Source organism: Stenotrophomonas sp. S41 (assembly GCF_016624625.1).
Lineage (GTDB): Bacteria > Pseudomonadota > Gammaproteobacteria > Xanthomonadales > Xanthomonadaceae > Stenotrophomonas.
This window is the reverse complement of the sequence record NZ_JACVTV010000060.1, coordinates 1-24,630: the sequence shown is the minus strand read 5'-3', so window position 1 is coordinate 24,630 and position 24,630 is coordinate 1. Positions and strand designations below refer to the sequence as shown.

The window sequence follows — 24,630 nt, the reverse complement described above, 5'->3', positions numbered from 1 at the left end:
GCCCCCATGGACGGGTTCACGGCGTCCCCTGCCACCGGACCCACCCCGCCAACCCACAGATACCCAGCTGTTGCCGTTGCCGTTGCATTGAGCAGGTGCAGGGCGCAGCCCTGCAAAAAAGAAACCACCTACCTCAAGGCCACTGCATCTCGCCCTTGGCCACCTTCGCACTCAGCTCCAGCGACTCCACACCCGCCAGCGTCGGGTAACGCGCCCGCATCGCCTTCACCAGCGCCGCACTGTCCTTCGCCTTCGCCGTTTCCACATCAAACGCACGGATGTAGTCCGCCGTAAAACGCAGCGCGCTCGCATCCAGCGCCGCACCCGGCGCGTAATGACCCGGCACCACCACCTTCGGCTTCAGCGCCTGCAGCCGCTGCAGCGTCTGCAGCCAATCGGCATGCGACTGCGGCGTCTGCGTATCGGCCATCCACACATGCTCACCGGCCACCACCGGAATGCCACCCACGATCGCGCGCAGCGACGGCACCCACAGCACCGTGCGGTCCGGCGTCGGCCCATCCAGCCCGATCAGCGGCAGGCGCTGGCCTTCCAGCTGCAGCGCATCGCCGTCCAGCACCTGCGGCACGACGATGCGCGCGGGCACGTCGGCACCCATCTTCGGGCCCCAGTAGGCCAGCTTGCCGGCCTGGGTCTGCTCGATGTGGGCGACGGTCTGCGCGGTGGCGACGATGCGTGCCTGCGGGAAGGCATCCTGCAGCGTGGCCAGGCCGAAGTAGTAATCGGGATCGCCGTGGCTGATGTAGATCGTGGTCAGCTGCCTGCCGCTGGCGCGGATTTTCTCGACCAGTGCGCGCGCATCGCTGGCCGCGAACTGCGCATCGACCAGGATCGCCTCATGGCGGCCTTCGATCAGCACCGAAGACACCGAGAACATCGCCTGCGGGCCGGGATGGAAGGTCTGCAGGTGCAGTTGTGAGTGTTTCGCCGCGATGGACGCGGGCATGGCCGGCGCGGCCAGCAGCGGTGCACTGGTGAAACCGGCGGCCAGCGCGAACGGAAGAAGCAGGGCAGCAGTACGCATCAACGATTCCTCGTGTAGAGCCGAGCCCATGCTCGGCTGCAGTGGTTGCCTCGAGCCGAGCGCAGGATCGGCTCTACAGGGGGAACGTATCGATCAATACGCCGCAGTGATGATCTGCTTCGGGTACTTGCCCGCTTCCAGCTCGGCCACAAACGCGGCACCGTAATCGGCGTAGCTGATGCGGCTGTGGCCGCTGGCATCGGCGAGGAAGGTCTTCGCCTGCACGCGGTACTGGCCGCGCTCGTCGCCCGGGCCGATCTCCGCCGCCGGCGAGAAGAAGGTCCAGTCCAGGTCATCCACGGCCTGCAGGCGCTTCAGCGCTTCGCGATGCGCCAGAGCGTACGGCTTGTAGGCGTCGGGGAAGTCGGGCGTATCGACCAGTTGCAGGCCCGGCGCCACCTCCAGGCTGCCAGCGCCACCGACCACCACCACGCGCGGCACCTTGGCCTGGCGCGCGGCATCAAGCAGGTGCTCGGCAACGTCGGCCACGCGGCCGATGTCATCACCCGGGCGCGGGCCGTAGGCACTGGCCAGCACGTCGTGGCCGACAATCACCGCGGCCAGGGCGTCGGTGTCGTCCAGCGCGGCGATGGCCAGCTGGGCACCGGCCAGTTCGGCCGGCAGGTCCTTTTCACTGCGGACCACGGCCGTGACCTGGTGGCCGTTGGCCAGCGCGTGGCGGGCGATCTGGCGGCCGATGTTGCCGGTGGCACCGACGAGGGCGATCTTCATGGCGGAACTCCTTGGGGCGGAATGGGGGGGAACGAGGCCACTGTAGGCCGCTGCAGTTGCTCGAAAAACAGCGTATAACGCGCTTGTTTGTTGCATGGATCGAGCAGATGGACCGATTGACCGCCATGACCGTGTTCGTCGAAGTGGCCGAGCGCGGCAGCCTGACCGCCGCCGCCGAGGTGCTGGACATGTCCCGCGCGATGGTCACCCGCTACCTGGCCGAGGTGGAGGGCTGGCTGGGCGCGCGCCTGCTGCACCGGACCACGCGGCGGATCAGCCTGACCGGCGCCGGTGAAGCCGCGCTGGCGCGCTTCCGGCAGATGCTGGCCATCGGCGAGGAGCTGCAGGGCGAACTGGCCAGCGACGATCCCGAGCCGCACGGCACCCTGCGCATCACCGCCAGCGTGTCGTTCGGGCAGAGCCATCTGGCCCGCGCGGTGGCTGCCTTCGTGCAGCGCCATCCGGCGGCGCGCATCGAGCTGCTGCTGGTCGACCGCATGGTCAACCTGGTGGAGGAGCGCGTGGACCTGGCGGTGCGCATCGCGCGCCAGATCGACCCGAGCCTGATCGCGCGACGGCTGGCCACCTGCCGCTCGGTGCTGTGCGCAACGCCCGCCTACCTGCAGGCGCACGGCACGCCCAGCGCGCCGGAACAGCTGCCCGCGCACAACTGCCTCACCCATCATTACGTAGGAAAGAGCCTGTGGCAGCTGCACCGCGACGGCCGCACGCTGTCGGTGGCGGTAGGCGGCAACATCAGTGCCAACGAAGCCTCGCTGCTGCTGGAAGCGGTGCGCGCCGGTGCCGGCATCGCCATGCTGCCGACCTACCAGGTAGCACCGCTGCTGCGTTCGGGCGAACTGGTGCAGCTGCTGCCGGCCTACGAACTGGACGAGCTGGGCATTCATGCCGTGTACGCATCGCGTCGACAGCAGCCCGCTATCATGCGGCGGTTCCTGGATTTCCTGGCCGAGTGTTTTGCCAGCCCGGCCTTCCAGGATCTGGATTGGCGCCCAGCGATCAAGGAGGACACATGAACCATGGACAGGCATTGCTCGACCACAACCGCGCGGCGTGGGACCGGCAGGCACGCGAGGTCCGCGACTGGTCTCGCCCCGTTGATGCGGACACCATCGCCGCTGCCCGCCAGGGCCGCTGGCAGGTACACCTGACGCCACGCGCGTTGCCGCTGGACTGGCTGGGCGATGTGCGCGGCCGCCGCATCCTCTGCCTGGCCTCGGCCGGTGGCCAGCAGGCGCCGGTACTGGCCGCCGCCGGCGCGATCGTCACCGTGTTCGATCTGTCCGACGGGCAGCTGGCGCAGGACCGCAGCGTGGCCCAGCGCGACGGCCTGACGTTGCGCACCGTGCAGGGCGACATGCGTGACCTGCACGCCTTCCCCGATGGCAGCTTCGATGTGGTGTTCCACCCCATTTCCAATCTGTACGTGCCCGACGTGCGCCCGGTGTGGGCCGAGTGCCAGCGCGTGCTGGCCCGGGATGGCCTGCTTCTGGCCAGCTTCTACAACCCGGTGGTGTTCGTGGGCGCGCGCGATCCGCAGCTGCAGGAACAGGGCCTGATCCGCCCGCGGTTTGCCATTCCGTATTCGGACCTGGAAGACCTGCCCGCCGACGAGCGCGAGGCCAAGCTGGCGCGTGGCGAAGCGCTGACCTTTGGCCACAGCCTGGGTGAACTGATCGGTGGCCAGCTCGATGCCGGCTTCGTGGTCGAGCGCTTCATGGAAGACTGGCAGCCGCAGCCGCGCTTCCTGATCGATCGCTACCTGCCCACCTTCCTGGCCACCCGCGCGCGCCGGATCGGCTGAGGCGGACCTGCCCGGTCTGATCGCGAAAAAGCGGGGCGTACAATGGACGGCCCACGTCGTACAGGTGCCGTCCCTTGTCGTATCCCTATCCGTTGGTTGTGTTTGATCTGGACGGCACGCTGGTGGACAGCGCGGCCGATATCGCCGAAGCGCTGAACCGCACGCTGCAGGACATCGGCCTGGCGCGCGTGCCTGAAGCCACCGTGCTGGGCTGGATCGGCGATGGCGTGCGGCGGCTGGTGGAGCAGGCCGTGCATGCCGCCGGTAGTGACATCGATCTGGCCGAGGTGATGCCGACGTTCATGGTGCATTACCGCGAGTGCCTGCTGCGCAGCCCGCGCCTGTTCGACGGCGTGCCCGAAGCGCTGGCCCTGCTGCGCACGCGTGGCGTGCCGCTGGCCATCTGCACCAACAAGCCGGCGGCACTGGTGCCGCCGCTGCTGCAGCACCTGGGCATCGGCGATGCGTTTTCGCTGGTGCTGGGCGGTGATTCGCTGCCGCAGCGCAAGCCCAGTGGTGAACCGCTGCGGCATATCGCTGCGCACTTCGGGCTGGCGGTGGACGCCTGCCTGATGGTCGGTGACTCGCTCACCGACTACCGTGCTGCCGAAGACGCGGGCATGCCGATCGCGCTGGTGCGCTACGGCTACCCGCGTGGCCTGGACCTGGAAACGGCGCATGCCGTGGCGGTCATCGACGACCTGCGTGAACTGCCAGGGCTGGCCTCGGACATTCCGACGCCGTGATCCACTCGCCGGGCATGGCCCGGCGCTACCGAACATGTAGATCGACGCCATGCGTCGATGGCGTGGTTCGTTACTTCGGCTGGTAACGTACGCTCAGCTGATACTCGCGGCCCGGCTGGTTGAACCACGCCACGGTCTCGTAGCGGCGGTCGAACACGTTGGCCGCGCGCGCCAGCAGCGACCACGACGGCGTCAGCGCATATTCCGCGCGCAGGTCCAGGGTGCCGTAGCCGCCCACCTTCACCGCGTTGCTGGCGTCGTCGTAACGCTTGCCCGCACCCAGCACGGTCAGCCCGGCGCGGAAATCTCCGAAGCGGCGGTCCACGTCCAGGCGCGCGGTCTGCTGCGCGCGACGCGGCAGCCAGTTGTCGAACTGGGCACTGCCCGCGGTGCGGTTGCGCGGGTCGGTGTAGCTCAGCTGGCCATTGATGTCGAAGCCGGCCAGCACCACGCCAGCGGTCAGTTCGGCACCGCGGATACGCGCCTTCTCGACCTGCTGCATCATGAAGGTCGCCGCATCGTAGGTGATCAGGTCATCGATGCGCGTCTCGTACACGTCCACACCCCAGTGCCAGCCCTGGCCATGCTGCGACAGGCCGAGGTTGGCGCTCTTCGACTTCTCCGGGTCCAGCGTCGGCACGCCGCTCCACGGGTCGTACAGGTCGCTGAAGGTCGGTGCCTTGAACGCGGTGCCGTAGCTGGCATTCACGCGCAGGCCGTGGCCCAGGTCCATCGCCCAGCCGAGGCTGCCGGTGGCGTGGTTGCCGAACTGCGCGTTGTCATCGTTGCGCGCGCTCACCTGCAGCTGGTGGCGGCCGAAACGGCCCTGGTACTGCACGAACACGCCGGTGTTGCGGCGGCTGTCGACCAGGTAGCCAGCGCTGCTGCCATCGAGGTTGTCCTCGCTCCAGTCGACGCCGGTGCTCAGCAGCTGGCCCTCGGCCAGACCGATGTCGGCCTGCAGCGATGCACTGTCGCGGTGCGTCTGCGCGCTGCCGAACACACCGAAGTCGCCGTAGTTGTCCGATTCGTTGTCGCTGCGGCCGACGCTGGCGGTGAAGGCCAGGCGCTCGGTCGGGGTGTAGCGCACTTTGCCGGACATCACCTGCTGCAGCGTTTCCGAATAGTTGTAGTAACCGTCGTAGTGGTTCTCGCCTTCGGCACGCAGCGCGCTGCCTTCCACGCTCCACTGGTCGTTGAAGGTGTAGCCACCGCGCAGGCTCTTGGACAGGTTGCGGTAGCCATCGCGGTCGGGCTCATCGGCGAAGCAGCCGGTGAACAGCGTGGCCGAGCCACGGCAGGCGTTGATGCCATCGGTGTGCTGGTAGGCGATGTCCGCGCCGAACCAGCCGTGCTCGCCGCTGCCACCGATGCCGCCGCTGGCTTCGCGCAGGCCGTTGCTGCCGCCGCCGAGCTGGAAGTGTGGCGCGAAGTCGCCCTGGTTGCGACGGGTGAAGATCTGGATGACGCCACCGATGGCATCGGCGCCGTACAGGCTCGACTGCGGCCCGCGCACGATTTCCACGCGTTCGATCTGCGCCAGCGGCAGGTCCTGGTACATCGCCAGGCCGAGGTCGGCGCTGTTGATGCGCACGCCATCGACCAGCACCACGGTGTGCGAGGAATTGGTACCGCGCAGGAACAGCGAGCTCTGCTTGCCGAGGCCACCGCTGTTGGTCAGGTTGATGCCGGCGCGGCCCGCCAGCAGCTCCTGCAGCGAGGTGGCCTGGCTGGATTCGATCTGCGCACGGTCGATCACCTGCGCCGGCGCGATGCTGTCCTGCAGGGCGATGGGGGTACGCGTGGCGGTGACCAGCACCTGGTCCAGCGCCGCGGTGTCATCGTTGGCCTGCGCATGGGCCAGGGCGGGCAGGGCGGCCAGCACGGCCAGGGACAGCATTCGGGACTGCAGCTTCATCGGGGGGACTCCAGGTGCCACGCACGCCCGCGTGGCGAAGGGGAGGAACCGCGAAGGCAGGCAGGCGCCGAAGCCGCGGCAGCGCCACGGTCATCCAGCGCCATGCCCACCGCATCGCGACCTGAGGCTTCCGGGCCGGTCTCCGGGCTTGCCGCCAGGTGGCGCGAGGCCACCGTCCAGGCGCCTTCCCATGCCAGAGGCACAGTGGCGATGTTGCCTGGAACAGACGTGCTTACCGTTGCGGGGGCAGCGCCGGCCTGGCGTGTTGCCACGCGTCACCGGCTTCCCGTTTCAACCTGCCGGCCGTGGCCGCAGGTCACCTGGAAGTGGGCGCAGTCTACGGCATCCCAGCAGCCCCGTAGAGTCGAGCCTGCTCGACTGTCTTTGCCGTGCCCGTAGAATGTCCCCTCGATCCCGTGGTGCCGTTGCCGATGTCCCGCTGTTTTCTGCTGTTCCCGCGTTGCCTGCACAGGACGCACGCATGATCCTCGACCTGGTCCGCCATGCCGGCAACGGCCGCGATGAGTTCCTCGATGGCCGCAGCGATCCGCCGCAGCTGGCCCGCCTGCCGCAGGAACTGGTCGACGCCTATGCCGAGCAGGACTGGCAGCGGGTGATCAGTTCGCCGCGCCTGCGCTCGCTGCACACGGCGATGGCCCTGGCCACCCCGCGCGGGCTGGACGTGGAGGCGCACGAGGAGTGGGAGGAGTTGGATTTCGGCGATTGGGACGGGCAGTCATTGTTCGACCTGCCGGAGGACGCGCTGGCGGCCTTCCATGCCGATCCGCATGCCTTCCCGCCGCCCAACGGCGAGAGCTGGGGCCACTTCGAACGGCGCATCGCACGCGCGCTGGATCGCCTGCTGGACGATGAGGATCCGCTGCCGACCGTGGTGGTCAGCCATGGCGGCCCGCTGCGCATGGTGCTGTCGCAGGTCTGCGGGCTGCCGCTGTCGCTGTGCTGGGCACTGCGCATCGACCACGGCACGCGCCTGCGGGTGTGGCTGGAGCGCGGCGAAGTGGGCCTGGTGGGCGAGCTGCTGGAACTGCAGCAGCCGTAAACGCGACCGCCGGGCCATGCCCGGCGAGCGCGAAGCGCGGACGCTCTAATCCTCGTCCGCGTTCTCGGCAAAACTGTCTTCGCCGTCATCCCCGGTGTCGAAGCGCTGCTCATGCACCGGACCCGATGCCGGGCCGGCCGCCTTCAGCGGGTGCGCGGCGATACGTGCCTCGTAATCCTGCACCAGCGCCTCGCGCTGGGCTTCGCCCAGCTCCTGCCAGTGGCAGTCCAGCAGCGCGCCTTCCAGCGAATAAAGCAGATTCAGGCTCGGCTTGAAGCCGGCGCGCTTGACCTTGACGAAGGCCCCGACCGCGCCGAGCGCGGCCAGGTCCTCGCGGCTGCGCAGGCCGACCTGACGCAGCCACGCCGCGCTCTTCGGGCCGATGTTGCGCAGCTTCGGTGCGCTCATCCCAGGGCCTCGACGAACACGCGGGCGATGGCTTCCAGACCGGCCTGGTCCTCGGCATCGAAGCGGCCCACCTTCGGGCTGTCGATGTCGAACACGCCGATCAGTTCATCACCGCGCAGCAGCGGCACCACCAGTTCCGAGCGCGAGGCCGAATCGCAGGCGATGTGGCCGGGGAAGGCGTCGACGTCTTCCACGCGCTGGGTGACGCGCTGGCTGGCGGCGGCACCGCACACGCCCTTGTCCAGCGGGATGCGCACGCAGGCCGGCAGGCCCTGGAACGGGCCGACCACCAGCTCCTTGCCGTCGTACAGGTAGAAGCCCACCCAGTTCAGGTCGGGCAGGGCGTGGTAGACCAGTGCGGAGAGGTTGGCCGCATTGGCGATGCGGTCGGACTCGGCGTAGACCAGGCCGCGGGCCTGTTCCAGCAGCTGGGCGTATTGTTCCGGCTTGCTGCCGGTGAGCGAGGCATTGGCGAACATGCCTGCAGTCTAGCAAGCGTACGGGACCAGCGATAATGCACGCTCTGTTGCATGCCTGGAGCCGTTGATGCCCCTGCCTACCACGTTGCCGCCGGCACTGTTCGTCACCGGGACCGATACCGAGATCGGCAAGACCGCCAGCAGCACCGCGCTGCTGCATGCGCTGCGCCGGCGCGGGCTGCGTGCGGTGGGCATGAAGCCGGTGGCCAGTGGCAGCCAGGACCTCGGCCACGGCCTGCGCAACGAGGATGCCCTGGCGCTGCAGGCGGCCAGCTGGCCGGTGCCGGACTACGCCGACCTGAATCCCTATGCGCTGCGGCAGCCGCTGGCGCCGGAACTGGCCGCCGCCGAGGACGGCGTGCAGGTGCAGCTGGCGCCGATCGTGGCCGCGTTCGAGCGCCTACGTGCGCAGGCCGACGTGGTGGTGGTGGAAGGCGTGGGCGGCTGGCTGGCGCCGGTGTCGGCCACCCTGGATCAGCTGGATCTGGTGCGCGCGCTGCACCTGCCGGTGCTGCTGGTGGTGGGCATGCGCCTGGGCTGCGTGAACCACGCACGGCTGACCGCGCAGTCGCTGCAGGCCAGCGGCGTGGCGTGCCTGGGCTGGATCGGCAACCACATCGATCCGACCATGCAGCGCCAGGACGAGAACATCGCCACCCTGCAGCAGCGCCTGCCGATGCCGTGCTGGGGCCGCCTGCCGTACCTGCCGGGCGCGGATGGCCAAACCCTGGGCGCACACCTGGGAGCAGAGCAGCAGTAGAGTCGACTGTCAGTCGACTATCGCGCGCAGCGCGGGGTCTGATCAGGAGCAGTCGACCAACGGTCGACTCTACCCGGCAACCCGATACGAACGGCACCGCGATTGCCGGCCAGCGGCCGGCACTACCGTGCAGACAATTCCCGCGCGATCGCGCCCAGCCGTTCCACCGCGTTGATGAAGCGCGCATCCAGCGCCTGGCAGCACGACAGCCGCAGGCAATGCCGGTAGCGCGCGCCGCGCGAATACACCTGGCCGGGCATGAACACGATGTCCTCCGCCAGCGCCCGCTCGAACAGTTCGCGGGTATCCACGCCGGGCAGCTCGAGCCACAGCAGGAAGCCACCCTGCGGCTCGGTGGCACGGGTGCCGGCGGGGAAGTGTTCGGCCACCAGCTGGCGCAGGCGCCCGACCTGTTCGCGGTACAGCCGGCGCATGCGGTGCAGGTGGTGCTCGTAACTGCCCGCTTCCAGGTAGGCCGCCACCGCATCACCGAGCAGCTGCGGTTCACCGCCGGTCGACTGGAATTTCAGCAGGGCGATGCGCTCGGCAAAACGGCCGCCATCGAGCCAGCCGATGCGGTAATCCGGCGCCAGCGTCTTGGAAAAACCGCCGACCACCATCACCCAGCCATCGCGATCAAACGCCTTCAGCAGCGGCGCTGGTGGCTCGCAGAACTGCAGCTCGGCATACACCGCATCCTCGATCAGCGGCAGCTGGTGTGCGTTGACCAGCTCGGCCAGGCGCTGCTTGGCGGCCGTCGGCATGGTGCAGCCCAGCGGGTTGTGCACGGTGGGCATCACCACCAGCGCGGCCAGCGGCGTGTGCTCCAGCAGCGCTTCCAGCGCATCCACGTCCAGCCCGTGCTGCGGGTGGGTAGGCAGTTCGATGGCCTGCAGGCCAAGGTTGGCCAGCAGCGGGTACAGGTTGAAATAGGACGGCGCTTCAATGCCGACGGCCGCGCCCGGTTCGGTCACCGCGCGCAGGGCCAGCTGCAGTGCTTCCATCGCGCCATGGGTCAACAGAAGGCGGTCGGCATGCGTGTGCAGGCCCATCCTCGGGCCACGCCGTACGATCTGCGCCAGCAGGCGCGGCGAGCCATTCGGGCGCGCGTAGGTTTCCACCGTCTGCTGGCCGTGGCGCAGCACCTGTGCGGTGTGCCGGGCCAGCTGCGCACCGGGATAGAACTGCCGTCCACGTGGTCCGGCGAACGCCAGATCGATCACCCCGGGGCGTCGCTGTGCCTCGAGCACGCGCGCCATCAACGCCTGCTGCAGCGGTGCGGTGGGCGCCGAGGGTGCATCGCGCAGTGACCGCTGCGGCACCGACAGGCGCGGCGCCACCTCGAAGCCCGCCTTCGGCCGCGGCACCACCAGCCCGGCATCTTCCAGCTGGCGGTAGGCGGCGATGACGGTGTTCAGGCTGAGCTGGCGCTGCGCGGCCATCTGCCGCAGCGAGGGCAGGCGGCTGCCGACCGGCAGGCGACCGCCGTGGATGGCCTCGGCCAGTTCATCGGACAGGCGCTGGTAGCGCGGCGGGGCCGGGGTGGTGCGTGGATCTGTATCCATTGGACTGGCCTGCATCTGGAGCTGTACCCATGATGCCGCCGAGCCTAGCATGGTGCCGTCGGTGGGGCCTGATCGGGGCCTGGCCGATCCATTGCAAACGCACGGCCGCAGGGTCGTGCGTCTTTTTTTATGGGCCGCGTCAACAATCGCTGGCGCTTCGTAGAGTCGAGCTTGCTCGACTGCTTTGCCGGGACAGTCGAGCAAGCTCGACTCTACAGAAGCGCGGTCAGCGCATCGGCACCAGCGACGCCTGGCGCCGGTACAGCGCGGGGAACTGCTTGCCCAGCGCGGCCAGCTTCGGTGCGTCGTAGTAGCGGATGTAGGCCGCCTGCGGGTAGTTGTTCATGTAGTTCTGGTGGTAGCTCTCGGCGGGATAGAAACGCTGGCCGCTGGCCACCTGGGTCACGATCGGGCCGCGGTAGCTGCCCGCCTTGCCCAGCTGGTCGATGTAGGCGCGGCTGGCAGCCAGCTGCCTGGCGTCATCGCTGAAGATCGCCGAGCGGTACTGGCTGCCGTGGTCGGGGCCCTGGTAGTTCAGCTGGGTAGGATCGTGCGCCACCGAGAAGAACACCTGCAGCAGCTGTCCGTAGCTGACCTGGCGCGGATCGTAGTCGACCTTCACTGCTTCGGCGTGGCCGGTGCGGCCGCTGCTGACGCGCTCGTAGCGCGCATCGGCGGCACTGCCTCCGGCATAGCCGGCCACCGCATTGCTCACGCCTTTCACGTGCTGGAACACGCCCTGCACGCCCCAGAAGCAGCCACCGGCAAACACCACGCTGGCCCGGGTGGCGCCATCGGTGAAGGCGGCATCGCCGGTGGGTGCCGGCAGCGCCTGTACCTGCGCGCTGGCGGTAGCGGGTGCGGCCATTGCGCTGTGGTCGACCAGCAGCACGCCGGCCACCAGTGCCGTGGCGACCAGCCCGGCCACACCTGCTGCAATGCCCTGTTCGAAGGAGAATTTCATCGTGCCCTCCTGTTCTCAACCAAAGGTGAAGGCATAGGCCTGCACGCCCGCATCGAGGAACTCGATCTCGAAGCGGTGCGGGCCGACCGTGCCGCGCTGGCGCACCAGCTGGTACAGACGGTTCTCGTTGACCACGCCGCTGCCATCGGCGCCGACATCGCTGCCGGCATCGGCGGCAGGCAGCGGCTTGCCGTCCAGCCACACGCGGAAGCGCACCGGCGTGCCGTCCTGTTTTGGTGCCAGCACCAGGTGCAGGTCGCGGGCATGGAACTGGAAGGCGATGCGACCGCCGGCCTGCTGCAGCTGCGCGGCTTCATCGGTGATGGTCCAGCGGCCGGACAGGCCCCACTGGTTCAGCGCGAGGCTGGCCGGCAGCGTGTAGTCGAAGGCCGCATCGGTGCGCTGCCCGCCGGGCGAGGCGAAGTGCTCGGCACGTGCGTGGCCCAGGTAGGTTTCCGGCGAGCGCAGGTTGCCCATGTCGGCCTGCGTGGCCACGCCCTGCAGGTCGGCGGCGGCCGGGTCGGCCGGCGGCGGCAGATCGGTCTGGCCGGCCTCGGTCAGCAGGCGGCGGATCACCTGCTCCGAATGCGCGTAGTTGCCTTCACCGAACTGGTGGGCGCGGATGTTGCCCTGCGCATCGACGAAGTACTGCGCCGGCCAATACTGGTTGTTGAACGCGCGCCAGATCGAATACTGGTTGTCCAGCGCCACCGGGTATTCCACCTTCAGCTGCCGCACTGCCTTCATCACGTTGCGCGGGTCACGCTCGAAGGCGAACTCGGGCGTGTGCACGCCGACCACCACCAGGCCATGGTCGCGGTAGCGGCGTTCCCATTCGTGCACGAAGGGCATCGCGCGCAGGCAGTTGATGCAGGAATAGGTCCAGAAGTCGATCAGCACGACCTTGCCACGCAGCTGTTCGGCCTTGAGCGGCGGGCTGTTGAGCCAGCCGGTGGCGCCATCCAGGGCGGGCAGGGTGCCTTCCACCGGCAGCGGCGCGTCGGCACCGGCAGTGGCGCCGGCCATCATCATCATCGGCGGCGCCGCCGGCTGCGCACCGGGCACGGCATCGAGCAGGCCCTGTTCGATGCGCGCGGTGCTCACCGTGGACAGGCGGGTCAGCAGGCCGGTATCCCAGCCCAGACCGATGGCCACCACCGCCAGCAGCGCGGCAACGCCCAGCACCTTGCGCAGCACGTCGCCCAGGCCCAGACGAGCCTGCAGCGCATTGAACACGCGGCCGCCGATCCATACCGCCAGCGCAAGCGCGGTGGCCGCGCCCAGTGCGTAGGCCAGCAGCAATGCGCTGGTGCCGACGCTGGCGCCATGCAGGGCAGCGCCGGTCAGCACCAGGCCGAGGATCGGCCCGGCGCACGGCGCCCACAGCAGGCCGGTGGCGATGCCGATCAGCAGCGAGGTCCACGCGCCACCACGGCCGGCATCATCGGCGGCATCGGCGCGTGCACTCAGCCGCGCACCCACGCGCTGGAACGGCGCCAGCAGATGGTCGGCCAGGCGCGGCCACAGCAGCGCCAGGGCGAACACCGCCATCAGCACCAGGGCCAGCCAGCGGCCGATCTGGTTGGCCTGCGCCACCCATTGGCTGCCCACGGCGGCCAGGCTGGCGACCGCGGCGAAGGTCAACGCCATGCCCAGCAGCAGCGGCAGCGTGCTGCGCACGAAGGAGCGGTTGGCCCGCGCGAACACGAAGGGCAGCACCGGCAGGATGCACGGGCTGAGCAGGGTCAGTACACCGCCCAGGTAGGCCAGCAGCAACAGCAGCATCATCAGGCTCCAGAAGTAGGGGAAGAACCGAGCGGCACGCGCCAGCCACCGTTGCTGTCCTGCTGTGCCGCACCGGGCTGGAACAGCAGGGCGGCACCGTTCATGCAGTAGCGCAGGCCGGTGGGGCGCGGGCCATCGTTGAAGACATGGCCGAGGTGGCCGCCGCAGCGGCTGCAGTGCGCTTCCACCCGCAGCATGCCGAAGGTGGTGTCGCGGTCCTCGCCGACGGCGCCATGCAGCGGTGCCCAGAAGCTGGGCCAGCCGGTGCCGCTTTCAAACTTGGTGGACGAGGAGAACAGCGGCTGCTGGCAGCCGGCGCAGGTAAAGGTGCCCTGCCGGTGTTCGCGGTCCAGCGGGCTGCTGCCGGCGCGTTCGGTGGCCTGCTGGCGCAGCACCGCGTACTGCGCCGGGGTCAGCAGCCGGCGCCATTCGGCGTCGGTGCGCATCAGCGGGAACTGTCGTGCCGGGCGGTTTTCGGCGGCGGCCGTGGCAGCGCGGCTGCACGCGCCCAGGCCGAGCACGCCAGCGGCGGTGGCAAGACCACCCAGGCCCAGCAGGTGGCGGCGGGTGAGGGGCATGGCGGACTCCGGGAAGGGGCGACGGGGCCATGCTGCGCCTGCCCGGGTCAACGAATCCTCACGCAGGATTCAATTTTTCGTGAGGTATCGGTGGCCGTCCCGCGCCACAATGCGGGCAGCCTCCCCACTGGCCCCGAGCTGCCGATGTCCGCCAAACGCGTCCTGATCGTCGAAGACGATGCCCATATCGCCGACCTGCTGCGCATGCACCTGGCCGACGAAGGCTACGACGTCGCCCACGCCGCCACCGGCGATGCCGGCCTGCGCCTGCTGGAGCAGGACGGCCCGTGGGACGCGCTGGTGCTGGACGTGATGCTGCCCGGCGTGGATGGCCTGCAGATCTGCCAGCGTGCCCGTTCGATGGCGCGCTACGTGCCGATCATCATCATCAGTGCACGCGGCAGCGAGACCCAGCGCATCGTCGGCCTGGAACTGGGCGCGGACGATTACCTGGCCAAGCCCTTTTCGATGCCCGAACTGGTGGCGCGCGTGCGCGCGCTGCTGCGCCGCGCTGAAGCCATGGCACAGAACGCGCGCATCGATGCCGGTGCGGTCGAGGTTGGTGGCCTGCAGCTTGACCCGGTGGCGCGCACCGCGTCGGTCGATGGCAGCGCACTGGAACTGACCCCGCGTGAGTTCGACCTGCTGCTGTTCTTCGCCCGCCACCGCGACCAGGTGTTCGCACGGATGGAACTGCTCAACCAGGTCTGGGGCTACCAGCACGATGGTTACGAGCACACGGTGAACACCCACATCAATCGCCTGCGCAGCAAGATCGAGCTCGACCCGGCCACGCCGCGGCGCCTGCTGACGGTGTGGGGGCGCGGCTACAAGCTGGTTGACCCGGCCGGGGCGGCGGCATGATCACGCCCAATCTGTGGCAGAAGCTGGCGGCGGTGATCGCCGCGCTGATGCTGATGTGCTGCATGGCCCTGCTGGCCCTGCAGATGCGCGCGAGCACCCGCCACGAACAGGAAGTGGTGCAGCGGCTGTCGCTGGGCCTGGCCGAACACATCGCCCAGCGCAGCGAACTGATGGACACCAGCGGCATGCGCGATACCGCAGTGCGCGCGCTGTTCGGCCAGCTGATGGCGGTCAATCCCAGCGTGGAGGTGTACCTGCTGGACGACCAGGGCCGCATCCTCGGCCACGATGCGCCCAGCGGCCACCTGCTGCGCAACCGCGTCGACCTGGCGCCGCTGCGTCGCCTGCTGGCCGGTGCACCGCTGCCGATCCTCGGCGACGACCCGCGCAGTACCGGCGGCCGCAAGGTGTTCAGCGTGGCCCCGCTGGTGGTGCAGGGGCGCCAGGCCGGTTATGTGTACGTGGTGCTGGTGGGAGAGCACCGGCAGATGCTGGCCGACGACCTGGCCGCCAGCAACCAGTGGAACACCACGCTGTGGTCGGTGCTGCTGGTGGGCGGGCTGGGCCTGCTGGCCGGGCTGGTGGCGTTCTACTGGGTCACCCGGCCGCTGCGCCGGCTGACCCGGCGCATCCAGGCCTTCGACATCGATGCGCCCACGCCATTGCCGGCCCCGGTGCCGCTGCGCAGCGGTGAGCGTGACGAACTGAAGATCCTCGAACATGCCCACGCGCAGATGGCGCAGCGGCTGGGCGAACAGTGGCAGCAGCTGCGCCAGCAGGACCTGCAGCGCCGCGAACTGGTGGCCAACATCTCGCACGACCTGCGCACGCCGCTGTCGTCGCTGCATGGCTACCTGGAAACGATGGCGCTGAAGGAAGCCACGCTGTCGCCGGACGAACGCCGTCGCTATCTCGGCATCGCCCTGGCGCAGAGCGCGAAGGTCGGCCGCCTGGCGCGCGCGCTGTTCGAACTGGCGCGGCTGGAACATGGCGAAGTGCGCCTGGAGTGGGAGGTGTTCGCGCTGCCGGAGCTGCTGCAGGACGTGCTGCAGAAATTCGAACTGGCCGCGCAGGCACGCGGCCAGCACCTGCATGCGGACTTCCCGCCGGGCCTGCCGCTGGTGCGTGCCGATCTCGGCCTGGTCGAGCGGGTGCTGACCAACCTGCTCGACAACGCGCTGCGGCATGCGCCCGAGGGTGGCGAGGTACGGGTGCAGCTGCGCGCCATCGAAGGCAGCGTGGAAGTGAGCGTGGCCGACGATGGCCCGGGCGTGGCCCCGGCGCTGCGCGCGCAGCTGTTCCAGGCACCGGCGGCACTGGGGGCGCGGCGTGGCGAGAATGGCGGGCTGGGGCTGCTGATCGTGCAGCGCATCGTGCAGCTGCACGGTCGTCGTATCGAACTGCGGGAAAGCGCGACCGGCGCGCTGTTCGTGTTTGCGCTGCCGCGCGCGGAGAGCGCGGGGCCCTGATACGCCGCTGCGCTCGCCGGGCATGGCCCGGCGCTACCGGTGTGCGCGGCCGCCAGGCCGCCCGTGACGCGTGCGCTTCACCGGAATCGCACCTCACCGGTAGATCCACGCCATGCGTGGATGCGCTTTACCGGAATCGCAGGCAAAAAAAGACCCGGCAGAGGGAGGGATCTGCCGGGTCCGGATTGCATGGGGGGAGGGACCCATGCAATGAGCGTGGGCGTGACGTCAGTGGCTGTTGCCGGTGGCGTCCGCCGTTGTATTTGTCTGGCCCTGCACCAGGTCGGACCAGGCGCGACCGGCCTGCAGGCCAAGATCGACCACTTCCTGCTGGGCCTGGCCCAGCCGCTGCAGGTTGTCCTGCCACAGCTGTGCGCCCTTGGGCAGCAACCCGGCCGGATCCTCGCTGCGGGCCAGTTCGCCCAGCCAGCCGCCGGTTGCGGTCAGGTTGCGTTCCATCGCCTTCAGCTGCACGCCGAACATGCTCTCGGCGTTTTCCAGCGCCAATCGGTTTGCACGCGTTGCCGCAGCCGCCAGCTGGCGGGTGGCATCACTGAAACGATCGGCGAAGGCGTTGGCCATGGCGGCATCGAAAGCGGTTGATGCAATGCAGCATACGCCGATCATGCCGCAATGCAACAAAAAAGAAGAAGGCGCTCAAGGCGCCTTCAGAAACCCTTGCGTATCAATGGCTTGATCAGGCAGCCGGGCCGCGGTAGCGGCAGCCCGAGGTGCAGGTTTCATGCACGGTGATCTCGCTCAGCGCGGGCAGCACCGGCTTCAGCTCCTTCCAGATCCACACCGCCAGGTTCTCGCTGGTCGGGTTTTCCAGGCCGGGGATGTCGTTGAGGTAGTGGTGGTCCAGGCGGTCGTAGATCGGCTGGAAGGCGGCTTTGACGTCGCCGAAATCCATGATCCAGCCGGTCTGCGCACCCGGCTCGCCTTCCACCTTCAGTTCCACCCGGAACGAGTGGCCGTGCAGGCGCGCGCATTTGTGGCCCGGCGGCACGTTGGGCAGGCGGTGGGCCGCCTCGAGCATGAAGACTTTGAAGATTTCCATGGCGCGATTGTACGCCGGCCCCGCCGCCGCGGCCGTCCCGGTTGTTGGCTTTCCGTAAAGCAATTCTTTCCATCCGGATGAAGAGATGTTAGCTTCTCTTATATCCGTATGAAGAGATGTTATTGGTCGCGCCAGACCTGGCATGGATTACTGCGGAACTTCCGTCGTCCACTACCACCCCCCACATCGTCATGCCCCAGCACACCCTGCTCGTGGCGGCCTTGGCCGTCGCTCTGGCCGCGCCTTTGTCTGCCGCCGCCGAAACCTCCGCCGACGCCAGTGGCGAAGCCAGCACCCTGGCCGCCGTGCGCGTCACCGGTTCCAACATCAAGCGCACCGATACCGAGGCGTCCAACCCGGTGCAGGTGATCGGCCGCCAGCAGCTGGAACAGACCGGCAAGGCCACCGTCGCCGACGTGCTGCGTTCGATCTCGGCCAACACCGGCAACGCCGCCAACGAAACCACCAACAACGGCTGGGCGTCCGGCTCGGCAGGCATCGGCCTGCGCGGCCTTTCGCAGAAGAACACGCTGGTGCTGCTCAACGGCCGCCGCCTGGCCAACTACGGCTTCCCGGCCGGCGGCCTGTCCGACACCTTCGTCGACCTCAACGCGCTGCCGCTGGTCGCCGTCGAGCGCATCGAAGTGCTCAAGGACGGCGCATCGGCCGTGTACGGTTCCGATGCGGTGGCCGGCGTGGTCAACATCATCACCCGGCAGAACTTCGAAGGCGCCGAACTCGGCGGCAGCTTCGGCGGTGCCGACCAGGGCGGCCTGCACGAGCAGAACCTGAAGTTCGTCGGTGGCCTCGGTGACCTGGATACCGATGGCTACAACATCCTCTTCAGCCTGCAGGGCTACAACCGCGAGCGCCTGGACCAGGACGAGCGCAACCTGACCAAGAGCGGCATCTACAGCGACCAGCCCGGCGGCCGCTGGAACGGCTGGTCGGCCAAGGGCGCGCGCTATCTGATCAACGGCGTCTCGGTGCCAATGCTCGATGCCGACGGCAACTGCCCCACCGGCACCACCCGCGTCGCCAGCGCGCCCATCGACGGCCTCGCCGGTGATACCTGCGGCTTCAACCAGGCGCCGTACACCACCCTGATTCCCTCGACCAAGCGCTACCAGGCGTATGCCAACGGCACCTTCCGCCTCGGCGAGAACGTCGAAGCCTTCGGCGAAGTGCTGTACAGCCAGATCAAAAGCGCCGCGTGGTTCGGCAGCAGCCCGTTCTTCACCCTGGAAAGCGGCCGCTTCGCCCTGAACGCGGAAACCGGCCTTGCCGAACCGGTCTCGTCCAACCTGCCGGCCAGCAGCCCGTACAACCCGTATGGCCGCGCCGTGCCGATCGAATACACCTTCTTCGACCTCGGCGGCACCATCAAGACTAACCGCTCCACCGCCTACCGCGGCGTGGTCGGCCTGCGCGGCAGCACCGCCGCCTGGGATTGGGAAGTGGCCGCGTTCGGCGCCCGCAGCAGCGAGCGCGAGACCGTGTCGGGCGGCTTCGCCAACCGCTGGGCGCTGGCCGATGCGCTGGCCAGCGGCAGCTACAACCTGCTCAACCCGTCGGCCACCCCGCAGTCGGTGATCGATGCGATCAACATCTCCACCCTGCGCCCGGCCGAATCGGTGCTGCAGGGCGTAGACGCCAAGATCTCCGGCACCCTGGGCCGCACCTGGGCCGGTGACATCGGCTTTGCTGCCGGTGCCGAATGGCGCCGCGAGAAGCTCGATTCCAACAACCCCTGGCAGATCGATGCCGGCCTGCAGGTACGCCCGGCCATCGCCGAAGTGCACGGCGAGCGCAAGGTCAGCGCCGCCTATGCCGAAGTGAACGTGCCGCTGGCCACGGGCCTGGAACTGTCCGCCGCCGCGCGTGCCGACCACTACGACGACTTCGGCGACGCGTTCTCGCCCAAGCTCGGCCTGCGCTGGCAGCCGCTGGATTTCCTGCTGGTGCGCGCCTCGGCGTCGAAGGGCTTCCGTGCGCCGTCGCTGTCGGAGAACTCCAACAGCACCAGCATCGCCTACGGCAGCGTGGTCGACCCGCGTGATCCGGACGTGCCGGGCTCGCGCCAGAACCCCACCTTCTTCACCGTCGGCAACAGCGAGCTGAAGCCCGAGCGCACCAAGAGCGTGAACTTCGGCGTGGTGCTCTCGCCGTGGGCCAACACCAACCTGAGCGTGGACTACTACCGCATCCAGCTGGACAACCTGGTCGGCACCAACAACACCCAGACCCTGGTCAACGACAACGTGGCCGGTGCCGTGCAGCGCGACGAACGCGGCAAGCTGCTGGCCGTGTTCAACCGCTACCAGAACCTGAGCGAGCTGAAGACCTCGGGCATCGACGTCGAACTGCGCCAGCGCATCCCGACCGCCGCGCTGGGCGATTTCACCCTGTCCTCGGCCTACACCCACGTGCGTGACTACCGTCGCCCGACCGTGGTCGGTGGCCCGCTGGTGGACTACGCCGGCAGCAACCTCGGCGCAACGCTGCCGAAGAACAAGGCGACCACCACGCTGGACTGGACCTACCGCGATTTCACCGCGGCCGTCACCTGGTACTACACCAGCGGTTACGACCAGAAGGCCAGCACCGCCGCCGCGGCCGTGCAGGACCGCATCGATGCGTACAACCAGTTCGATCTGTACCTGGCCTATGCCGGCATCGACAAGCTGACCGTGTACGCCAAGGTACAGAACCTGGCTGACAAGACGCCGCCGTACGACGCCTCGTTCCCGGGCATCCGCGCGCCGTACGACTTCAGCCAGTACGACCTGCGTGGCCGCTACTTCACCCTCGGCTTCGATTACCGCTTCTGATGCCATCGCCACGGCCGGCCACAACCCGTGGCCGGCCGCGTTGCCGCTGTCCTGTTTCCTGGGGAGTCACCGTGTCCTTCCACCGCCGTGCCGTTCTTCCGCTGCTGCTTGCCGCCGCCACCGTCCTGTCCTCGCCGCTGCCGGCGCAGGCCCAGAGTGCGTACTTCTTCCCGCAGGCCACCGACGCTGCCGCGTTCGATGCCGCCATTCCCAGCCCCGAGCAGTTCCTTGGCTACCCGATCGGCAGCCGCTACACCCGCCATGACCAGCTGGTGGGCTATTTCCAGGAACTGGCGAAGCACTCGGACAAGATCCGCGTGCAGGAGATCGGCCGCAGCTACGAAGGCCGCCCGCTGCTGATCGCCACCGTCACCGCCGCCGACAACCAGGCGCGCATCGAACAGATCCGCCAGCAGCACGCCACCCTGGTCGACCCGGCGCAACCGCGCAGCGCCGCCGGTGACAGCCCCGTCGTGGTCTGGCTGGGCTACAGCGTGCATGGCAACGAAACCTCCAGCGGCGAAGCGGCGATGCTGACCGCCTACTACCTGGTGGCCAACCGCAGTGCCGAAACCCAGCAGTGGCTGCAGCAGTCGGTGGTGCTGTTCGACCCGGCGCAGAATCCCGACGGCCGCGACCGTGCCGCGAACTGGCACAACGCGTGGGCTTCGGAGCCGGCCTCGTCCGATCCGGCTGACAAGGAACATGTCGAACCGTTCCCGCAGGGCCGTACCAACCACTACTTCACCGATCTCAACCGCGACTGGCTGGCCCTGACCCAGCAGGACTCGCGGCCCAAGCTGGCCGTGTTCCACCAGTGGTACCCGAACGTGCAGATCGACTTCCACGAGATGGGCAAGGACAGCACGTACTACTTCGAGCCCTCGCCGAAGAGCATGCACAGCCCGTTGATTCCGGCTGCATCGTACGAGTTCAACAAGACCCTGGCCAAGTACCACGCGCAGTCGCTGGATGCGCTGGGTTCGCTGTACTACACCGGCGAGAACTACGACAACTTCTCGCCGGTGTATGGCTCGACCTATCCGGATTTCCACGGCGCGGTCGGTGTCACCGTCGAGCAGGCCAGCTCGCGTGGGCGCGTGCAGGAATCGGTGAACGGCCTGCTGACCTTCCCCTTCACCATCCGCAACCAGGTCGCCACCGGCCTGGGCACGGTGCGCGGTGCGGTGACCGAGCGCAGTGGCCTGTTCGACCTGCAGAAGACCTTCTTCCAGAGTGCGCTGAAGCAGGCGGCACAACAGCCGGTGAAAAGCTTCGTGTTCGGCGATGCGCACGACCCGGCACTGACCCGGCGCCTGCTGGAGCTGTTGCTGCTGCACCGCATTGACGTGCGCGCACTGGATCGCGCAGTGACGGTGGACGGGCAGCGCTTCGATGCCGGCAGCGCGTACGTCGTGCCGGTGCAGCAGGCGCAGTTCCGCCTGGTCCATTCGATCTTCGCCGAGACGCCGTCGATCAAGGGCGATGTGTTCTACGGCAGCACCAGCTACGCGATCGCACCGGCCTACGGCGTGGCCTTCGCCGGCAGCCGCAGCCGCATCGACGGCGGCGCCCGCGTGGCGGAACTGCCGCCGGTGCAGGGTGCGGTCCACGGCGGTCAGGCCGGCTTCGCCTACGCCATCGACTGGCGCGACTACAACGCCGGCCGCGCGCTGGCGGCGCTGCAGGCCAAGGGGCTGAGCGCGCGCGCCGCGTTCAAGCCGTTCAGCAGCGCCACCGCGCAGGGCCAGGTCGACTTCGCCTCGGGCAGCTTGGTCATCCCGGTGGCCGGCCAGCCGCTGCAGGGTGCGGCCCTGCTCGACGCGGTAACTGCCGCCGCACGCGACGCCGGCGTGCAGGTGCATGCCCTGTCCAGCGGCCGCAGCAATGAGGGCGTCGACCTCGGCAGCGATGGCGTCAAGGCACTGCGCAAGCCGGCCGTGGCGCTGGTGATGGGCGAGGGCGTGGCCGCCACCGAGATCGGTTCGGCCTGGTTCCTCCTCGACCAGCAGCTGCACCTGCCGGCCAGCAAGCTGGATCCGCAGCAGCTGGGCAAGGTCGCGCTGGACCGCTACACCACCATCGTGCTGTCCGGCGGCACCTACACCGGCATCGACGCCACCGCCGTGGCCGCGCTGAAGCGCTGGGTGCAGGCCGGCGGCTCGCTGGTGACCTATGGCAGCGCGTCGAAGTGGGCGGTGGAACAGAAGCTGGCCGAGGGCGAATCGCTGGGCAAGGACGAAGAGGCGGGCGATGCCGACCGCCGCGCGTTCGGCGACCAGCGTGACATCGCCGCGATCGAGCGGGTGAGCGGCAACATCCTCAGCGCCGACGTCGATACCACCCATCCGCTGGCGTTCGGCGTGCCGCGCCGGCAGCTGGCGATCAACAAGGAAAACACGGTGACGCTGCAGCCGAGTGCGAATCCGTTCTCGACCGTGGTGCGTATCGATGCGACGCCACGGGTGAATGGTTACCTGTCCGAGCGCAACCGTGCGCGTGTGGCGGGGAGTGCGTGGCTGCTGGTGTCGGCGCAGGGGCAGGGCAACGTGGTGTTGTTTGCCGATGATCCGGCGCATCGCAAGTACTGGCACGGTACTGATCGCCTGCTGATCAATGCGATTTTCTTCGGGAATCTGGTGAATCCGGCGAAAGCGCGGGGTTGAGGCAGTCAGCGCCGCGATTTTCCCTGGCTGGGGAGGCCCGGAGGCCCAGTCAGGACACGCCGTGAACCCATCCATGAAGTGACCCCCTGGACTTGGACACCCGATCCAACCCAGAGGGTTACATGAATAGATATGAGGTTTGTTTCAAATTGCAGGTGGCCAAAGAGGCCTGCAAGACCTCCACATCGGTCAAGGCGGTTGCCCGCCGCCATGGCCTTGAGTTCTCCACGGTCAGGCGGTGGGTAGCGACCTATCGGCTGCATGGTCGGCAAGGGTTTGACCGCAAATCCCGATCCTATGACCTGCAGTTCAAGCTGGAAGTGCTTGAAAAGATGGGCCGGGAAGGCATGTCCGCGCGCGAGGCCACCACCTACTTCCAGATAGGTGACGCCGGCGCGGTGGCGTTGTGGCGACGGCTGTATGCTGGCGGCGGCGTTCAAGCGTTGGCGCCACCCCCATTACCGCCTCAAAAGCCGATGAAAAAGACCCGCTCGTCCAAGCCCGCCGAGGACATGAGCCGCGATGAGCTCCTCAAGGAAGTGGCCTATCTGCGTGCGGAGACTGCCTACCTAAAAAAGCTCGATGCCTTGATCCAGGAAGAGCAGGCTGCGCAGCGCGCAAAGCGCAAGCCGTCCAGGGATTAAGGCAGGCCCATGCGTTGCCGCTTTTGCTCGAGGCGGCCGAGCTGTCACGCAGCACGTTTTATTACCAGGTGAACGCCTTGGCCCATCCAAGTGAGGGCGAGGCGGAACTGCGTGAGCGTATCCGCGCGATTTTTGATAAGAACCAAGGGCGCTACGGCTACCGTCGTATAACGCTGGAGCTGGCCAATCAGGGCAAAGCCATCAACCACAAGCGGGTGCAGCGGCTGATGGCCGAGCTGGGCCTGCAGTCGAGGGTACGCATCAAGCGCTACCGCGCATTCAAGGGAGCGGCCAATGTGGTCGTCTCCAACGACTTGGATCGCCAGTTTGAGGCTGAGATGCCCAATCAGAAATGGGTGACCGACGTAACCGAGTTCAAGGTACAGGGCATGAAGCTCTATCTCTCGCCGATCCTGGATCTCTACAACGGCGAAATCGTGGCTTACCAGATGAAGCGCCGGCCGGTGTTCGACCTGGTAGGCGAGATGCTGGATCAAGCGATCAAGAAGCTTTCGCCCGAAGACCGACCGATGATCCACTCAGACCAAGGCTGGCATTACCAGCACGAAAACTATCGGCACAAGCTCGCGAAGCACTCGCTGAAGCAGAGCATGTCCCGGCGTGGCAACTGCCTAGACAACGCAGCCATGGAAAGCTTCTTCGGGACGCTGAAGTCGGAATTCTTCTACCTGAACACCTTTGACAGTATCGAAAGCCTGGAAGCGGGGCTGGTGGAGTACATCCGGTACTACAACCAGGACCGTATCCGACTGAAATTAAAGGGCCTGAGCCCGGTAAAGTACCGGGAGCAGGTCGCGCTGGCTGCCTGATCCCCGAACTGTCCAACTTTTGGGGGTCACTTCACCATGGGGGCTCGATGGCGCCATCCATGGCGCCAACGGTCCTGCCTGGGCCTCCGGGCCTCCCCTCTAGAGTTTCCTGCGGGCGCGGCCGCATCAAACCCAAGGCGGGGGCAAGGGCAAAAGCAAAAGCAGAAGCAGCGGCTTCGGCTTTTGCTCTTGAATTTGAACTTGAATTTGAATTTGAATTTGAATTTGATCCTTCCTCCTCCGGCTACCCCGCGGGAGAAGGAAGGCGCTGGAAATGTCTGAAGCGTTGGGGAGCGGGGGCGGCGCAAAACCGTGAGGCGCATGGATGCGCCGACCGAGCCCCCATGGATGGGTTGTGGTGGTCTAATCAACCTGGACACTCGATAGGATCAATTTCGAGG

Annotated in this window: 21 protein-coding genes and 1 riboswitch; of the genes, 10 read left to right on the top strand and 11 right to left on the bottom strand. The window is 67.9% G+C overall.

Annotated features, from left to right (window positions below):
- Positions 1-133 precede the first annotated feature (133 nt).
- Both IAE56_RS13340 and IAE56_RS13335 read right to left on the bottom strand, forming a co-directional pair.
- Positions 134-1,045: an MBL fold metallo-hydrolase gene (locus IAE56_RS13340; RefSeq protein ID WP_200752852.1), complete on the bottom strand. Its 912-nt coding sequence runs from the start codon at positions 1,043-1,045 to the stop codon at positions 134-136.
- A gap of 93 nt (positions 1,046-1,138) precedes the next feature.
- Positions 1,139-1,777, bottom strand: a complete 639-nt coding sequence (locus tag IAE56_RS13335) for an NAD(P)H-binding protein (RefSeq protein ID WP_164074851.1) — start codon at positions 1,775-1,777, stop codon at positions 1,139-1,141.
- A gap of 107 nt (positions 1,778-1,884) precedes the next feature.
- Between IAE56_RS13335 and IAE56_RS13330 the strand changes: the two genes are divergently transcribed.
- The 3 genes from IAE56_RS13330 to gph all read left to right on the top strand — a co-directional run bounded on the left by IAE56_RS13330 (position 1,885) and on the right by gph (position 4,348).
- Complete coding sequence (locus tag IAE56_RS13330) at positions 1,885-2,814, top strand: LysR family transcriptional regulator (protein ID WP_200752851.1); 930 nt, start codon at positions 1,885-1,887, stop codon at positions 2,812-2,814.
- Positions 2,811-3,602: a class I SAM-dependent methyltransferase gene (locus IAE56_RS13325; protein WP_108767615.1), complete on the top strand. Its 792-nt coding sequence runs from the start codon at positions 2,811-2,813 to the stop codon at positions 3,600-3,602. The genes IAE56_RS13330 and IAE56_RS13325 overlap by 4 nt, the downstream gene beginning before the upstream one ends.
- Positions 3,603-3,676: 74 nt before the next feature.
- On the top strand, positions 3,677-4,348 hold the full coding sequence (gene gph, locus IAE56_RS13320) for a phosphoglycolate phosphatase (RefSeq protein ID WP_200752850.1): 672 nt from the start codon (positions 3,677-3,679) through the stop codon (positions 4,346-4,348).
- Positions 4,349-4,418: 70 nt separating this feature from the next.
- Here the strand turns inward: gph and btuB are convergent, their stop codons facing one another.
- Positions 4,419-6,266 carry a TonB-dependent vitamin B12 receptor gene (gene btuB, locus IAE56_RS13315; protein WP_200752849.1) on the bottom strand — a complete coding sequence of 616 codons (1,848 nt, stop codon included), beginning with the start codon at positions 6,264-6,266 and terminating at the stop codon, positions 4,419-4,421.
- Positions 6,267-6,381: 115 nt separating this feature from the next.
- Positions 6,382-6,605, bottom strand: a riboswitch (cobalamin riboswitch).
- Between the two features lie 142 nt (positions 6,606-6,747).
- Between btuB and IAE56_RS13310 the strand changes: the two genes are divergently transcribed.
- Positions 6,748-7,326 carry a histidine phosphatase family protein gene (locus IAE56_RS13310; protein WP_200752848.1) on the top strand — a complete coding sequence of 193 codons (579 nt, stop codon included), beginning with the start codon at positions 6,748-6,750 and terminating at the stop codon, positions 7,324-7,326.
- A 45-nt stretch (positions 7,327-7,371) separates the two neighbouring features.
- Here IAE56_RS13310 and IAE56_RS13305 read toward each other — a convergent pair whose 3' ends face one another.
- Positions 7,372-7,734, bottom strand: a complete 363-nt coding sequence (locus tag IAE56_RS13305) for a TfoX/Sxy family protein (protein WP_108767620.1) — start codon at positions 7,732-7,734, stop codon at positions 7,372-7,374.
- Complete coding sequence (locus IAE56_RS13300; RefSeq protein WP_114618959.1) at positions 7,731-8,213, bottom strand: GAF domain-containing protein; 483 nt, start codon at positions 8,211-8,213, stop codon at positions 7,731-7,733. The genes IAE56_RS13305 and IAE56_RS13300 overlap by 4 nt, the downstream gene beginning before the upstream one ends.
- Before the next feature lie 67 nt (positions 8,214-8,280).
- Here IAE56_RS13300 and bioD point away from each other — a divergent pair, with 67 nt between their 5' ends.
- On the top strand, positions 8,281-8,973 hold the full coding sequence (gene bioD, locus IAE56_RS13295; protein ID WP_200752847.1) for a dethiobiotin synthase: 693 nt from the start codon (positions 8,281-8,283) through the stop codon (positions 8,971-8,973).
- A 122-nt stretch (positions 8,974-9,095) separates the two neighbouring features.
- On the opposite strand, the gene IAE56_RS13290 is transcribed toward bioD, so the two are convergent.
- From IAE56_RS13290 to msrB, 4 genes are all read right to left on the bottom strand, one after another.
- Positions 9,096-10,538, bottom strand: a complete 1,443-nt coding sequence (locus IAE56_RS13290; protein ID WP_200752846.1) for a PLP-dependent aminotransferase family protein — start codon at positions 10,536-10,538, stop codon at positions 9,096-9,098.
- Positions 10,539-10,764: 226 nt separating this feature from the next.
- A complete protein-coding gene (gene msrA, locus IAE56_RS13285; RefSeq protein WP_200752845.1) occupies positions 10,765-11,502 on the bottom strand; it encodes a peptide-methionine (S)-S-oxide reductase MsrA in 738 nt (245 codons plus the stop codon).
- 15 nt (positions 11,503-11,517) lie between these two features.
- Complete coding sequence (locus IAE56_RS13280) at positions 11,518-13,287, bottom strand: cytochrome c biogenesis protein CcdA (protein WP_200752844.1); 1,770 nt, start codon at positions 13,285-13,287, stop codon at positions 11,518-11,520.
- 2 nt (positions 13,288-13,289) lie between these two features.
- A complete protein-coding gene (msrB, locus tag IAE56_RS13275; RefSeq protein ID WP_108767625.1) occupies positions 13,290-13,865 on the bottom strand; it encodes a peptide-methionine (R)-S-oxide reductase MsrB in 576 nt (191 codons plus the stop codon).
- Between the two features lie 144 nt (positions 13,866-14,009).
- On the opposite strand from msrB, the gene IAE56_RS13270 reads away from it, so the two are divergent.
- Positions 14,010-14,729, top strand: coding sequence for a response regulator transcription factor (locus tag IAE56_RS13270; RefSeq protein WP_200752843.1), 720 nt, complete (start codon positions 14,010-14,012; stop codon positions 14,727-14,729).
- Complete coding sequence (locus tag IAE56_RS13265; RefSeq protein WP_200752842.1) at positions 14,726-16,198, top strand: HAMP domain-containing sensor histidine kinase; 1,473 nt, start codon at positions 14,726-14,728, stop codon at positions 16,196-16,198. Before IAE56_RS13270 ends, IAE56_RS13265 begins: the two co-directional genes overlap by 4 nt.
- A 228-nt stretch (positions 16,199-16,426) precedes the next feature.
- On the opposite strand, the gene IAE56_RS13260 is transcribed toward IAE56_RS13265, so the two are convergent.
- Positions 16,427-16,780 carry a phasin family protein gene (locus IAE56_RS13260; protein ID WP_200752841.1) on the bottom strand — a complete coding sequence of 118 codons (354 nt, stop codon included), beginning with the start codon at positions 16,778-16,780 and terminating at the stop codon, positions 16,427-16,429.
- A 115-nt stretch (positions 16,781-16,895) separates the two neighbouring features.
- Positions 16,896-17,258 (bottom strand): 6-carboxytetrahydropterin synthase QueD, encoded by a 363-nt coding sequence (gene queD, locus IAE56_RS13255; protein WP_164074836.1) that lies wholly within the window; start codon positions 17,256-17,258, stop codon positions 16,896-16,898.
- A gap of 191 nt (positions 17,259-17,449) precedes the next feature.
- On the opposite strand from queD, the gene IAE56_RS13250 reads away from it, so the two are divergent.
- From IAE56_RS13250 to IAE56_RS13240, 3 genes are all read left to right on the top strand, one after another.
- Positions 17,450-20,089, top strand: coding sequence for a TonB-dependent receptor (locus IAE56_RS13250; protein WP_200752840.1), 2,640 nt, complete (start codon positions 17,450-17,452; stop codon positions 20,087-20,089).
- 71 nt (positions 20,090-20,160) lie between these two features.
- The gene (locus tag IAE56_RS13245) at positions 20,161-22,755 is read left to right on the top strand and encodes a M14 family zinc carboxypeptidase (protein ID WP_200752839.1); all 2,595 of its coding nucleotides are present in this window, start codon (positions 20,161-20,163) and stop codon (positions 22,753-22,755) included.
- A gap of 122 nt (positions 22,756-22,877) precedes the next feature.
- A protein-coding gene (locus IAE56_RS13240) for an IS3 family transposase (protein WP_200752838.1) occupies positions 22,878-24,229 on the top strand; the annotation gives its coding sequence in 2 pieces (ribosomal slippage) (positions 22,878-23,334 and positions 23,334-24,229; 1,353 coding nt in all).
- The last annotated feature ends 401 nt before the right edge of the window (positions 24,230-24,630 follow it).

Bases quoted from the DNA above. Each gene is read 5' to 3' on its own strand.
- IAE56_RS13340 (WP_200752852.1), bottom strand. From the start codon at position 1,045: ATGCGTACTGCTGCCCTGCTTCTTCCGTTCGCGCTGGCCGCCGGTTTC.
- IAE56_RS13335 (WP_164074851.1), bottom strand. From the start codon at position 1,777: ATGAAGATCGCCCTCGTCGGTGCCACCGGCAACATCGGCCGCCAGATC.
- IAE56_RS13330 (WP_200752851.1), top strand. From the start codon at position 1,885: ATGGACCGATTGACCGCCATGACCGTGTTCGTCGAAGTGGCCGAGCGC.
- IAE56_RS13325 (WP_108767615.1), top strand. From the start codon at position 2,811: ATGAACCATGGACAGGCATTGCTCGACCACAACCGCGCGGCGTGGGAC.
- btuB (WP_200752849.1), bottom strand. From the start codon at position 6,266: ATGAAGCTGCAGTCCCGAATGCTGTCCCTGGCCGTGCTGGCCGCCCTG.
- IAE56_RS13310 (WP_200752848.1), top strand. From the start codon at position 6,748: ATGATCCTCGACCTGGTCCGCCATGCCGGCAACGGCCGCGATGAGTTC.
- IAE56_RS13305 (WP_108767620.1), bottom strand. From the start codon at position 7,734: ATGAGCGCACCGAAGCTGCGCAACATCGGCCCGAAGAGCGCGGCGTGG.
- IAE56_RS13300 (WP_114618959.1), bottom strand. From the start codon at position 8,213: ATGTTCGCCAATGCCTCGCTCACCGGCAGCAAGCCGGAACAATACGCC.
- bioD (WP_200752847.1), top strand. From the start codon at position 8,281: ATGCCCCTGCCTACCACGTTGCCGCCGGCACTGTTCGTCACCGGGACC.
- IAE56_RS13290 (WP_200752846.1), bottom strand. From the start codon at position 10,538: ATGGATACAGATCCACGCACCACCCCGGCCCCGCCGCGCTACCAGCGC.
- msrA (WP_200752845.1), bottom strand. From the start codon at position 11,502: ATGAAATTCTCCTTCGAACAGGGCATTGCAGCAGGTGTGGCCGGGCTG.
- IAE56_RS13280 (WP_200752844.1), bottom strand. From the start codon at position 13,287: ATGCTGCTGTTGCTGCTGGCCTACCTGGGCGGTGTACTGACCCTGCTC.
- msrB (WP_108767625.1), bottom strand. From the start codon at position 13,865: ATGCCCCTCACCCGCCGCCACCTGCTGGGCCTGGGTGGTCTTGCCACC.
- IAE56_RS13270 (WP_200752843.1), top strand. From the start codon at position 14,010: ATGTCCGCCAAACGCGTCCTGATCGTCGAAGACGATGCCCATATCGCC.
- IAE56_RS13265 (WP_200752842.1), top strand. From the start codon at position 14,726: ATGATCACGCCCAATCTGTGGCAGAAGCTGGCGGCGGTGATCGCCGCG.
- IAE56_RS13260 (WP_200752841.1), bottom strand. From the start codon at position 16,780: ATGGCCAACGCCTTCGCCGATCGTTTCAGTGATGCCACCCGCCAGCTG.
- queD (WP_164074836.1), bottom strand. From the start codon at position 17,258: ATGGAAATCTTCAAAGTCTTCATGCTCGAGGCGGCCCACCGCCTGCCC.
- IAE56_RS13250 (WP_200752840.1), top strand. From the start codon at position 17,450: ATGCCCCAGCACACCCTGCTCGTGGCGGCCTTGGCCGTCGCTCTGGCC.